A 14,077-nucleotide genomic window follows, 5' to 3' on the forward strand; every position below is an offset into this window, starting at 1 on the left:
AATTACTGGCGGGTACTGAATTTTTCTTAATGTAGTTGAGCACCATGCCGATTAAAGATTCTCCGCCTACTCAAAACTCATCGGATGAAGATCCTGCACAAAGAGATGCCCAAGCCATGCAGCGCTGGTATCCGTTGTCATTTGTGCTTAAGTTATTGGTGCTGATATCGATTGTGTTGGCGCTGATGTTTGCTGTCTTTTTTTATATGGCGGGCACAGAGTCGGGCACGGAGTTTATCTTAGATAAGGTAGGCGCTGAGACGAATATTGACTTCAAATACGGCGCGGGCAACTTGCGAGATGGCCTTTGGGTTACAGATATCGATATCAACGCGACAGAAGACATCGAAGTTTTTGTGGACAAGGCCTACGTCAAAATCGGCTGGCGTGCAGTATTTGCTAGAGAAGTCCATTTGCGTGAAGCTGATATTCATCGCATCGATATCATCAATAAAAAAGCCCCGACAGGCGAGCCATTTGACTACAAAACTTTAGAACTGCCTGTCAATTTGCGCTTTGATCAGGCCAAAGTCGATACCATCGTCTATAAGCAAGTCACCAAAGAGCCGATGGTCATCCATAACATTGCCGCAAGAGATTTGACATGGGTAGGTACGACCGTAACCGTCGGCCGTGGCGACTTGCGCTATGCCGATATCGTCAAAGTGAGCGCGCTACAAGGCAATATTGACTTACAAGGCGATTATCCGCTTGATTTGACTGCGATTGCTGAAGTGAGCGCTTTAGAAAAAGCGTATATCGCCCCCTTAAATATCACTGCCAACGGCAGTCTCAAGCGCACAGTTGGCAAGGTGCGCAGCCGCTACAATGAAGGCGACGTGCGCGGTAGCTTTGTGGTACAGGGCATGGACAAAGACGCGCCATTTGAAGCCAAGTTGCAATGGGATGATGTGCTGATTCCTTATCTAGAAGCACAAGATATCCATTTGCAAAGCGGCATGGCGACCGCGTCAGGCGTGCTCTCAGAGATCCGCCTGCGTATCAATACTGATCTGAGCGCTACAGACATCCCGTCAGGGCAATACCAAGGCCGCGCGGTGATCGCTGACAGTCAACTGCGCATTGATCGTCTTAGTGCCAACGTACCCTCTGGTCGTTTATTTGTGCAAGGTATTGTTGATTGGCAAAACAGCGTTGATGCCAAGCTGCAAGCCTCAGGCACCAGCTTTGATATTCGCCGCGCCATTCCCAGTGAGTATGCTGATTATAAAGCCTACGCCCCAAAACAGCTCAATGGCAAGTTATCGCTTCATGTCCAGCAGGCCAACGAAAACGGTAATTTGCAGCTTGATGCCGACCTGCGCCAGCGTGATGGCGAACATGTTAATGCCAAAATTGTACAAGGCAAAACCTCCGCCAAATCCAAGCAAGCGCCGCCGCTGTATATTGACGCCATATGGCAAAATGTGCGCCGCCAGCAGCTGCCCAATATCGGTAATCTCGACAGCCCGCGTGGCACAGCAAGTGTTATTATGCGCGGATCACGCTTATCGGTCGATGCCAATGCCACGATCAATGAGTTAAGTGCAGCGCCCAAAGGCAACTACGACATTAAGTTGCTTAAATCAGGCAACACAGTGGATATCAACCGCTTAAACTATCAAGGGGTTGTGGGCGCGTTGTCAGGTCGTGGCCAGATTCAACTGGCTGCTAACAATCGCCCATTGACATGGCAAATCGATGCCAGCAGTGACGGACTGCTACCTAAACAATACCGTAGTGACCTTCCTGTAGAGCGTCTTACGGGCAGTATTCGTGCCAATGGTCGCCTACTGGACATCAGCAAAAATAATGTTGCAGGTCAGCGTCACATCGTCACTATCACGGACACAGACTTACAGCTGCAGCTTGATGACACACAAAACGGTCGCCGTGTCGGTATTGATGGTAGCGGCGATGCCACGGTTGACATCATCGGCGATGCATTGTCCGTTTTTGATGCGCGTTTTGATGGCCGTATTGATACCCAAGATGTGCCCAAAGGCCGCTTATCGATCAATGCAGCAGGCACACCTGAGCTGATTAGCTTTCGCCAGCTTGATTATGCGGGCGAAGCAGGCGCGGTGAACGCTAAAGGCGTTCTGGATTTGCGTAACGATATTGGTTGGAACGTGGCAGGACGTTTTGATGACTTTAATGTCGGTTACTTTTTGCCCAACACGCCTGCGATTTTGACTGGAGACTTGACCACCAGTGGCCAATGGCAGCCAGCACCTACTAACAGCAACGACAGCACTGCTGCCCAAGGCAAATTGCAGCGTTTTACGCTTGATTTTGATGGTGCATTGGAGGCTGAGCAATTGCCTGCAGGCAAGCTGTCTATCAAGGCCAGCGGTGATGATCAGCAAGTAAGTATTGATCGCTTTAGCCATGTGGGTGCTGCAGGCAGTATCAATGCCACAGGTTTGGTTGATATTCGCCAAGGCGTGGCATGGGATATCAAGGCGAATATGGATCGCTTTAATATCGGCTATATTCTAAAAGACATGCCCAGTACGGTGACAGGCAGTGTGAACACCAATGGCCGCTGGAGCAGTGCTGAGCAGGTGATCAATTTACCACAAATTGATCTAAGCGGTACGCTCAAAGGTCAGCCGCTTAGTGCCAAAGGCAGTTTGGCTGCCACCTTACACCTGCCAGAAGATATGGCAGGCTATTTAAGCCAGCTACAGACCAAAGACGCCCAGTCACAGTATCAACAAGTCAATGCCTTGGTCGAAAGCCTGAACGCAGATGATCTTGTACTGCGCTGGGGCAATAATTACGTCACTGCAAACGGCAATGCCAACCAATTACAAACCAAAATCAATATTACCAGCCTAGATCAGCTCTCAGATACCCTAAGTGGTAAAGTCACAGGCGGTGCTACCTTGCTGCAACCTGCAGGACAGGCGCTACCGACGGTTTATATTGATCTGGTGGGTGAGCGCATCTCGCTACCAAACTTTGTCCTGCGTGAGGGACGTGTGCGCGGCAAACTGGTCAATCTGGCCAATAGCCCAAGCCAGCTGATCGTCACCGCAGAAGGTTTAACGGCGGCAGGTCAGCGTTTTGAGAAGATCAATGCTTCTTTTGATGGTACTCAAGACGCGCATGTGCTCAACATGGATGTGGCTAACGAACAACTGGACATCCGCGCGCGTCTCAAAGGTCGCTTTGATAGCCGCAATCTGACATGGTCAGGTACGGTTGGCAACGGCCAAGTGCAGTCCCAATATGCCACCTTAAACCAATTACAACCCGCGCAGCTGATTTTAAATCTACCCAACAACAAAGCAGGCAGCGCTGACGACTTTAAGGTACAACTGGCTGCACATTGCTGGCAAGCTAAGGATCAAACAGGCAAGCTGTGCTTGCGCGAAAACCTTGTCGCTTCAGCGACAGGTGGGCAGGTCAATTTGGCTGTGCAAAAGCTCGATACCTCACTGTTTTCAGTCTTTTTGCCGCAAGATATCGACTGGCATGGCACGATTAATGGCAGAGCGATTGTTGGTTGGCAACGCGGCGAGACGCCAAAAATCAACGCGACATTATATTCTGACAATGGCAAGATTGGTCTGATACAAGATGGTGATGCAGCACCCATCAGCTTGCCTTATCAGCGCGTGTCATTGATTGCCCTGTCGGTTCCTGAAGGCCTCAAACTGCGTACGGATATCAGCACCACTGACAGCGCGCGCGGCTATGCAGAAGTGATTGTTGACCCTTATAAAACACCCAAACCCATTTCGGGTGCGCTGGTGCTCAATGAGTTGAATTTGGCAGTATTTAAGCCTTTCTTCCCCGGTATGCGCGTACTTGAGGGTAACGTGACACTGGCAGGTGGTTTGGGTGGTACATTAGAAAAGCCGCAGTTTTATGGTGATGTCAACCTGAGCGATGGCCGTGTTGCCATGCTTGATCTGCCGGTTAATCTGACCAACATCAATGCCACGGCCAAAATTCGCGGTACAGAAGCGCTGATTGATGGTCAATTCAATAGTGGCGACGGCGAAGGCACCTTAAAAGGAACGGTCAACTGGCAACAAAAACTGCAAGCCAAACTCAGTGTCGAAGGTGAGCGTTTGGTATTAACGCAGCCACCACTACTGCTGGCTGAAGTCAATCCTGATATTGATATCATTATTCGTCCTACAGATCGCTACATCAATATTGAAGGCGCGGTCAGCGTACCGTCTGCGACCATTCGTCCACCAGAAGCCAGTGAAGACATCGTCACCCAGACCGAAGATGCCGTGGTGATTGACAGACGCTTGATCGGCAATATTGACGAGGTTCTGGCGATCTCTCAGCCATGGTCAATCAATGCCGATATCGGTGTTGATTTGGGCGATGATATCAACTTCCGCGGTTTTGGTGCGGTGATTCCGCTGGCAGGCGCGCTGAACATTACTCAAAATGGTCAAGGGGTGATGCGCGCTAAAGGAGTAGTACAAGTTTCACGGCGTACCGATATCAATATTTTTGGTCAAAGTCTAGAGCTTAACTATGGTCAAGTGCGTTTCAATGGTGATGTGATGAAACCCAACTTGAGTATTGAAGCGGTTAAAAGTATCAATAGCAAAACAGTCGGCCTACGTGTGACAGGTACTACCGAAAATCCAAACATCGTGGTCTTTAACGATGCGGGACTGACCCAGCAGCAAGCGATGAATGCGTTGGTAACCGGCCGAATCAACAACACAGGCGCGACCCAAATCAGTGAGCAAGGCTTTAAATCTGAGGTCAGCAACAACTTGGCTGCCGCTGGTTTGAGTTTTGGTCTCAGTGGCACCCGCCGTTTGACCAATCAGATTGGTCAAGCATTTGGTCTGCAAGGCCTAACGGTTGATGCGTCAGGTAATAGTGAAGACACCAACGTCAACGTTACAGGATACGTGACGCCTGACTTGTATATTCGCTATGGTGTCGGCGTGTTCAATGCCCAAAACAGCCTATCGATTCGTTATCAATTGACGCGCCGTATTTATATTGAGGCGACATCAGCTGCCGAAAACGCCGTAGATGTGGTGTATAGCTGGCAGTTCTAAGCCAAAGTCACTGGTTTACCTGAATATGAGGAGCCATCGTTACAATTGCAGTCCGTTATCAACCAGTGATTAACCAATAAAAAACGCCTTATCAGTAAGGCGTTTTTTTATGCGGGTAGCTATGGTGTATCGGCTAAATTATTTGGTCAGAATCAGACGATTATTACGGGTTAAACGCAGGCGATATTCTTCACCTTCATGCTCAATGCGCACTTCTTTGGTCAGGGCAAATAGATGTTGTGATTGTAACGTTGGTAGGCGATTTTCACGGCAGTTCAAGTAACGAGAGATAACCATGCTCATAATAAATTCCTTTGATGGTGGCTGGGTGGTCATGTGTGATGTGACACGCCGCGCCAAGCTAGTAGTGTAATGGGATAGTTATATTAACGATAATAATTATCATTTAGATTGGAGGTCTTTGCAAGCGATTTATAAAACAAAAGACGGTTATTATGTAAACTTATGTATCGCTGCCATCATCAGGTCAGTATTTTGTGATTATTTTTGCGTTAACGCTGCCATCTATTTATCATCGTAGCTTTTATAAGCGTAGGATCGTTATGTCTCCCTCAGCTGCACCCACATTGTCTGGCTCCCTACCAGCTAAAATCGTTAATGTTGCCGTCGCGGTCATCCATTATCAGAATCAGTACCTACTTGGTTTTCGGAGCCAAGCTCAGCATCAAGGCAATCGTTATGAATTTGTTGGCGGCAAAATAGAGGATGGTGAATTACCGCAGGTAGCGCTGATCCGTGAGGTGGCTGAAGAGACAGGCATCGACATCACAGAGAATGTCGCCATAAAAATGGGTCGCTTGCACCATGACTACGGCGATAAAATCGTTTGTCTGCATGTCTATGACGTGGCGCTCAGCATCACGCAGTTTGCGCCGTATAAAGCGGTGGAGCAAGGCTTAGAAGGTCAAGCGTTAACATGGGCGGACAAAGACAAGCTGCTGGCAGGGGAATACCCATTGCCTGCGGCGAACAGCACCATTCTGGCATGGCTAACATTGCCACCGCATATCGCCATCACATATCCACTGGCGCATTTTGATGCGTCATCACCTGCGTTATGGCTCAGCTATCATCAATCATACTTGCCTATAGGGTCATGGGTCTATTGTCGCCCAAAAGCAGCCCAGCAAGGGCATGAGAGCGTATCAGCGGATACCACGCTAGACCGCATGGTTATACAGCAGTTGTTACAAGCGCGGCCAGATATCTCAGGTATTGCCCCTTGGACGGATACCGCCGCGCAGAACGATGAGTTATCAGCTGAGGCAACGGTATGTGCCTATCACCTGAGTCATTCCCAGCTGATGGCTTGGTTTGTACAAGCGCAGCATCAAGACAACCAAGCAGATAAAGAAGAACAAATCTTGCCAGCACTACAGCAGCCATTGATCGTCAGTTGCCATGATATCAGCAGTATTGAAGCGGCTAATCAGTTGGCACGTATCAGACTTGCAGCAAAGCTACCGCCCGTTATCGGTATGTTTTTGTCTCCTGTATTGGCGACACCGACCCATCCTGATGAGACAGGCTTAGGCTGGCAAGCGTGGGCGGCGTTGGCGCTACGTGCTGATATACCTGTCATTGCCTTGGGCGGCTTATATCCCGATATGAACGCGCAAGCAGCCGAGCAGGGCGCACTTGGCATAGCAGGCATTCGACATTTTCATGAGTGCCAGCCGTCATCACTTTTATGAGGTGAAAAACAAGGTATAAGTGCTTTACGTTGCCGCTCTCATGCTTTTACACAGGTGTTACACAGTAGGAGAGATGATAAATAACGGTTATCTCACTTACAAAGCGTTGCGTTTCCCTACATTGCTGCACTACTTTAATGTAAGCGGCAGTCTTACTATAAAGCATGAATCAATAGCTTCTATCAGAAAGTTAATATATATACCTATATAGGTTTAAGGCTTGCGGTATTTATGATTGATACAAACCGTGCATGATAAGCCGCCTTTGAGCTTGCTGATAGCCAATTATCAGAGACAGTTATTACGCATATTTTTTATTCACAAAAACAATGATTATACGGTATCACTATGAAAACCAATAAGTTACCTCAGCCAGCATTATCTGGCTCACAGGCAGCCGGTTCTCAGTCGCATCAAAACAATCAAGCGCAAACGCGTTATCTGTCTTCTGATGCTGATGAGCAAACGGATCAGGCCAGCAATGATGCAGACTATGCGCACGATCCTGAACGTGCTTATATTCGCCATTCATATGAGCGCGACAACAAGGCGACGACTATGGATGATAAGCGTGCAGCCAATAACTCTGCTATAAATAGCGCCTATAAAAAGGCATCAGGTGCACCAACTGATGAGTATTTGTCATTTGTATCTGATAACACCCCAGAGCCTGAGCATAGTGCTGAACCTTATGCGCATGCCAAGCTTCGTCAGTGCATGGCAGATAAGCCAGCAGTTGACAGACAACCCGCTCAGCATAGCCGTCGGCGCAACGCACAGATATCGTCTTCTTTTCCAGAAAGAGATATCCCTGAGCGTATTTTTATGAATACTCTGATCAAGCACACCGCGATTGCCTTGGCGATTATTGTTCCTTTAGCGGCCTTTTCTGCCTATGCGGCACCCATGCCAGCGATGACCATGAGCGCAGACAATGGCGAAAACAGTCATACGGCTGCCGATACCCTTGCGGTTACCCCATCAGACATTATTCATAACGTTGCTTCTGAGCCAACCACCGTTGACGGTGTTGACCTAGATCAATACGCAGGTACGTGGTATGAGATTGGCCGTTTGCCGATGCGTTTTCAACGCAACTGTGCCCGTGATGTGACTGCCACCTATACGCAGCAGACAGATAACTCAGGTATTGACGTGCTCAACCAATGCGTGGGTGAAGATGGCAAGTCCATTACCGCTGATGGCGTCGCTACTACCGCCGACGACTCAGGCAGCAAGCTGAAAGTGACGTTTTTACCCTCATGGCTACGCTGGTTACCCATTGGCCGTGCCAATTATTGGGTACTGGCGCGTGATGATCAATACGATACAGCATTGGTCGGTACGCCTGATCATAAGTACTTGTGGTTGCTGGCACGTACGCCAGATATTCGTCAAGACACGTATGCCAAATACCGTCAGATTGCGCAGCAACAAGGTTATGATCTCAAGGAATTCAACTTAACAGTACAAACAGGTCAAACGGCCAATCTGGTGCCTTAGAATAACAAGTGTCACATCAGCTGGCAGCATGAATCAATCCACCTCAAGGCAGTGAAGTTTTGACGACAGTCATGAGTAATCATGGTTATTACTGGCAAAATTGGGCGTTTTAAGCTAAAATTTAGGCGATTTTGTTGCACTGACTGTAATAGTGAGGTCTTTATAAGCCACTGTTACTGCAGCCAATCCCAGTTTTTGCCTTGTTTTATCACTCGCAACTGACCCTCATTTTACTGACCATAAGGATGTTTCTCGTGAGCCACGCTGATACCTTACGCCAATTGCATCAAGACAACTTAAATAACTATAACAATCAAGAGCAGCAAGCCATCGAATTGATGGGTTTGCTTAACAAGCTATACAATGAGCAAGACGTACAAGTAACCATGTTTGGCGAAAGCTTCGACACCACCTCTGTGGGTCAAGTATTGGCATTGCATCAAAAAGCTGCCAATCGTGAGCAAGGCGCTCAAGCCATTGCTATCGCCGATACCCTAGCTGTGGTAAAAACATTGGCAGCGAGCAACGATCTCCAAGCCTTGCGTGTTGACGTGGGTCAATTGATTGCCAACGATACTGACGTGGCACAAGCGCTACAAACCATCAACCGTGATGCCTCTGTAGAAAACAATGCCACTGACGTTGTATTGTATGGTTTTGGCCGTATTGGCCGTATCCTAACGCGTTTGCTATTGTCACAAGCATCCAGCGCAAAAGGTTTGCAACTAAAAGCCATCGTTGTACGTCCAGCGGCAAAAGGCGATTTGGCCAAGCGCGCGTCATTGCTAGAGCGTGATTCAATTCATGGCAACTTTGTTGGCGGCGTGAGTATCGATGAAGAGCATAACGGCATTATTATTAATGGCCGTTTTGTCCAAGTGATCTATGCCAATGACCCAAGTGAAATCGACTATACCGCTTATGGTATCGAGAACGCTGTGGTTATCGATAACACAGGCAAATGGAAAGATGAAGACGGCCTTGGCAAGCATTTGCAGTCTAAAGGCGTTCAAAAAGTATTGTTAACTGCTCCTGCAGGCGGCGAGATCAAAAACGTCGTGTATGGTGTAAACAATGATACCATTGGTGATGACACCATCGTGAGTGCGGCCAGCTGTACCACCAACGCCATCACACCAACGCTAAAAGTATTAAACGACGAGTTTGGTATTGAAAACGGTCATGTTGAAACCATTCACTCATTCACCAACGATCAAAACTTGATTGATAACTATCACAAAGCCGATCGCCGTGGTCGTAGTGCGGTATTGAATATGGTTATCACCAGCACAGGCGCAGCCAAAGCCGTCGGTAAAGCCTTACCAGAGCTTGGTGGCAAATTGACTGGTAATGCCATTCGTGTACCGACGCCGAACGTTAGTCTTGCGATTTTGAACCTAAATCTAAAAACTGCGCCGCAAAGTAGCGATGCATTGAACGATTTCTTACGTCAAGTGGCCAATAGCAGCACATGGCAGTCACAAATCGCTTATACTGACTCAACAGAAGCTGTATCAACTGACTTTGTTGGTACCAAGCACGTTGGTATCGTGGATGCACAAGCCACCATCGTGACGGACAACCATGCCACCGTCTACATCTGGTATGACAATGAAGTAGGCTACAGCACGCAAGTATTGCGCGTTGCTACCCAAATGGCGGGTATCAGTTACACGCAAATTCCAGCATAATACCCCTAAGGCTGACTGCACTTGCATTAGGTGTGGCAGTTTTAGATAAAGCTGTGTTGGTTTGTGCTTTACCCATGGTACTTATGGCACCCGATAGTCTTTTTGGTTATCGGGTGTTATTTATCATGCTGATGATAAAAACCATATCAAGCCACCAAAGGGTGCGATATGATGCATTATTGACAGTTATTAATGATTTTTTATCACAGCCATTGATGACAGATAAGCGGCATGAATGACCGCGCACAACCAAAAAAAGACAGTCATTGACTGTAAAGATTGCAAATTAAGGAACGTAACATGCGATTTATTGATGAAGCCGTCGTAACGGTAAAAGCAGGTGACGGCGGTAACGGTATCGTCAGTTTTCGCCGAGAAAAATACGTCCCACGTGGTGGACCTGATGGTGGTGATGGCGGTAGTGGCGGTGACGTCTATGTTATTGCTGATGACAACACCAACACGTTAGTCGATTATCGTTATACGCGCCGCTACGATGCCAAGCGCGGCGAAAATGGACACAGCAAAAACTGCTCAGGCAAAGGCTCTGACGATATCTTTTTGCCAGTACCGATTGGTACCACCATTATCGACACCGAAACAGATGAAGTCATCGGTGATATGACCGAAGTCGATCAGACACTACTGATTGCCAAAGGCGGTGATGGCGGTTTGGGTAACACCCATTTTAAAAGCTCAACCAACCAAGCCCCTCGTAAGGCCACTTCTGGCTTTGAAGGCGAGCTCAAAGTGTTAAAATTTGAGCTAAAAGTTGTGGCAGATGTGGGTTTGATTGGTCTGCCAAACGCGGGTAAATCAACCTTTATTCGTCAGGTTTCTGCGGCGAAACCAAAAGTTGCTGATTATCCGTTTACCACCATCGTGCCCAACCTAGGTGTGGTCGATATCGGTCGTCATCGCTCTTTTGTGATGGCTGATATTCCAGGTCTGATTGAAGGCGCGTCAGAGGGTGCAGGTCTTGGCATTCGCTTCTTAAAGCATGTGGCACGTACTCGCCGTTTGCTGCACATCGTCGATGTACAACCCATCGATGGCAGTGATCCTGTACACAATGCCCGTATTATTTTAAATGAGCTGGAGCGTTTTTCACCCGAGCTTGCTGATCTGCCGCAAATATTGGTACTGAACAAAATCGATCAGGTGTTGGATGAAGAGATCGATGCCTTATGCGAGCATATTGTCGCTGAGCTTGAATGGACGGGTACAGTATTTCGCGCCTCAACCTTAACGGGCGAAGGCATTGATCCGATCAAATATCATTTGATGAATGAGATTGAGCTCGAACGTGAGCGCGAACTAGAAGATCCAGATTTTGCTGCGGCTCAAAAAGCCCGTTTTGAGCGCCTGGAGGCTGAAGTGCGCCGCAATACTGAAGCACAGCGTGAGGCTTATCGCGCCGCTCGTAAAGCGCAGCGTGAAGGAACTGACTTGGATGATGATTTTGATGACGACGATGAAGACGGCGTTGAAGTGGTCTATGTGCCGTAATGTGGACTGCATATAATAACACGGCGATACGCTACTATTGTTGTTGATAATACCGATTGTCGTTATCAATCGGTATCTATTTTAATTAAGAGGCCTTATTGGTTATATAATCGGGCCTCCATTTATTTTAATTTATGCCTACATAATATACAGGAGTTTTTATGGCAGTCGATATGGAACAATCACTTGACGAAGCACGGTTTGTCAAACAAGCGCGTAATTTTGATATCAAGCGCGTCATCGTTAAAATCGGCTCGTCACTATTGACCAATAACGGTCGTGGTCTTGATCGGACTGCCATTTATGAATGGGCAAAACAGATTGCCAAGTTGCACAATCAGGGTATTGAAGTACTGTTGGTGTCATCGGGTGCCGTTGCCGAAGGCGTGGTGCGCATGAATTTGGATGAGCGCCCCAAGAAGTTGGCTGCGCTACAAGCCTGCGCCTCTATCGGGCAAATGGGTTTGATTGAAACGTGGTGGTCAGCGCTGATTCAGCATGGCGTCCATAGCGCGCAGCTGCTACTGACTCATGATGATTTATCCAACCGACGCCGTTATCTCAATACCACCAGCGCGTTAACCCAGTTATTGGATTGGCATGTGTTGCCCGTTATTAACGAAAATGACACCATCACTATTGATGAAATCAAATTCGGTGATAATGATACGCTTGGTGCCATGGCAGCGGCCATGGTACATGCCGACTTATATATCATTTTGACGGATCAAGATGGGGTGTTTACGGACAACCCCCGTGATAATCCTGATGCCAAAATGATTCGTCAAGAGCGCGCGATGGCAGATTATTTGTTTGATATCGCAGGTGATGGCGGCAAACTGGGTCGCGGCGGTATGTTGACCAAAATCCGCGCTGGACGCTTGGCTGCGATGGGCGGCTGCCCGACTGTGATTGTAAGCGGTGCGATTGACAATGTCATCACACGCGTGGTCTCAGGCGAAGCGGTAGGTACCCTGTTGACTACTAATGATGAGGACAAACTCATTGCTCGTAAGCAGTGGTTGGCCGCGCATTTACGGATGGCAGGCACGTTGATCGTCGATGCGGGTGCTGCTCGTGCTGTGATTGAGCACAATAGAAGTTTGCTACCTGTCGGTGTGGTTGAGGTGCGTGGTGACTTTGATGAAGGAGATGTGGTTGAGATCGTACATCAAGACACAGGCGAGCGCTTAGCTGTTGGTCAGGTCAACTTCTCATCTCCAGATGCCCGCCGCGTAGCGCGCGAGCGTACGGAGCAGTTTGACCGTATTTTGGGTAACAGTGAAGAGCGTGTGGTGATGGTACACCGTGACAATTTAGCCTTATACATGTAGCGCTAAACGATCAGCAAGCGCCTCATTACGCTGACCTATTTTATCGTTTTTATTCTAACTAATTTCTAATTTATTTTTTGGAGAGTTGTGCATGAGCGCCTCAGAGACCAATACCGACCCGCAACACAAATTTGCACCGCTAAAAAACGATAGATTGTTGCGGGCGCTGCGTTTTGAGCCAGTTGATACCACACCTGTGTGGATGATGCGTCAGGCAGGCCGTTATTTACCAGAGTATAAAGCCACGCGTGCTGAAGCAGGCGACTTTATGAGCCTATGCAAAGACACGGCGCGCGCAACTGAGGTGACGCTGCAACCGCTACGTCGCTATGATTTGGACGCGGCTATTTTGTTCAGTGATATTCTGACCATTCCTGATGCGATGGGACTGGGCTTGTATTTTGAGACTGGTGAAGGGCCTAAGTTTAAATATACCGTCCGTGGTCAGTCAGACCTTGAGCAGTTGCCAGTACTAGACGTGAATGACTCTTTGGATTACGTCATGCGCGCAGTGACCAGTATCCGTAAAGCGCTAAATGGCTCAGTGCCGTTGTTTGGTTTTTCAGGCAGTCCGTGGACGCTGGCCACGTATATGATCGAAGGCGGCAGTTCAAAAGATTATCGTTATACCAAAGGAATGCTCTATAGCAAGCCTGAATTTTTGCATCAGTTGCTTGATAAACTTGCCACGGCAGTGACCGACTATCTCGATGCGCAGATCATCGCAGGCGCTCAAGCGGTACAAATTTTTGACAGCTGGGGCGGGGCGCTGGGTCATCGTCAATTTATCGAGTTCTCTCACAACTACAACAAGCGTATTGTTGCTGCGCTTAAAGCGCGTCACCCGTCAGTGCCTGTGGTGCTGTTTACCAAGGGCGGCGGCCTATGGCTCGACATACAAGCCGATAGCGAAGCCGATGCATTGGGACTTGATTGGACCATGCCTCTTGATCGCGCCCGCCAGACATTGGTAGAGCGTCAGCGTCAACTGACCAAGCAGCACAAAAAGATACAGCAAAGCAAAGCCATTCAGGGCAACCTTGATCCAGCAACGCTATATGGCTCTCCTGAGACCATCCGTGCTGAAGTCAAAGCCATGCTCGATAGCGCTTACGCGGGCGGTGAGAAAACAGGCTATGTGGCAAACTTAGGTCATGGCATCACCCAGTGGGTTGATCCTGATCGCGCCAAAGTCTTTATCGATGCGGTACATGATTACAAACTATAATACGTCTATCGACTTACTTCTAAGCGTAAAGATGGTGCGCTTGGCA

Annotated in this window: 8 protein-coding genes; 7 read left to right on the forward strand and 1 reads right to left on the reverse strand. The window is 48.2% G+C overall.

Annotated features, from left to right (window positions below; genetic code table 11):
• Positions 1-44: 44 nt before the first annotated feature.
• A complete protein-coding gene (locus ACFI32_RS02955) occupies positions 45-5,051 on the forward strand; it encodes a translocation/assembly module TamB domain-containing protein (RefSeq protein WP_462625014.1) in 5,007 nt (1,668 codons plus the stop codon).
• A 138-nt stretch (positions 5,052-5,189) separates the two neighbouring features.
• On the opposite strand, the gene hemP is transcribed toward ACFI32_RS02955, so the two are convergent.
• A complete protein-coding gene (gene hemP / locus ACFI32_RS02960) occupies positions 5,190-5,348 on the reverse strand; it encodes a hemin uptake protein HemP (protein ID WP_227672156.1) in 159 nt (52 codons plus the stop codon).
• A gap of 266 nt (positions 5,349-5,614) precedes the next feature.
• Between hemP and ACFI32_RS02965 the strand changes: the two genes are divergently transcribed.
• From ACFI32_RS02965 to hemE, 6 genes are all read left to right on the forward strand, one after another.
• Positions 5,615-6,766 (forward strand): NUDIX domain-containing protein, encoded by a 1,152-nt coding sequence (locus tag ACFI32_RS02965; RefSeq protein WP_462625015.1) that lies wholly within the window; start codon positions 5,615-5,617, stop codon positions 6,764-6,766.
• A 348-nt stretch (positions 6,767-7,114) separates the two neighbouring features.
• Complete coding sequence (locus ACFI32_RS02970) at positions 7,115-8,269, forward strand: lipocalin family protein (RefSeq protein WP_462625016.1); 1,155 nt, start codon at positions 7,115-7,117, stop codon at positions 8,267-8,269.
• Between the two features lie 245 nt (positions 8,270-8,514).
• Complete coding sequence (locus ACFI32_RS02975; RefSeq protein ID WP_462625017.1) at positions 8,515-9,960, forward strand: glyceraldehyde-3-phosphate dehydrogenase; 1,446 nt, start codon at positions 8,515-8,517, stop codon at positions 9,958-9,960.
• Between the two features lie 300 nt (positions 9,961-10,260).
• Positions 10,261-11,469 carry an Obg family GTPase CgtA gene (gene cgtA, locus ACFI32_RS02980; protein ID WP_462625018.1) on the forward strand — a complete coding sequence of 403 codons (1,209 nt, stop codon included), beginning with the start codon at positions 10,261-10,263 and terminating at the stop codon, positions 11,467-11,469.
• Positions 11,470-11,642: 173 nt separating this feature from the next.
• The gene (gene proB / locus ACFI32_RS02985) at positions 11,643-12,803 is read left to right on the forward strand and encodes a glutamate 5-kinase (RefSeq protein WP_462625141.1); all 1,161 of its coding nucleotides are present in this window, start codon (positions 11,643-11,645) and stop codon (positions 12,801-12,803) included.
• Between the two features lie 91 nt (positions 12,804-12,894).
• A complete protein-coding gene (gene hemE, locus ACFI32_RS02990; protein WP_462625019.1) occupies positions 12,895-14,031 on the forward strand; it encodes a uroporphyrinogen decarboxylase in 1,137 nt (378 codons plus the stop codon).
• Positions 14,032-14,077 lie beyond the last annotated feature (46 nt).

Source organism: Psychrobacter sp. PSi21 (assembly GCF_054960615.1).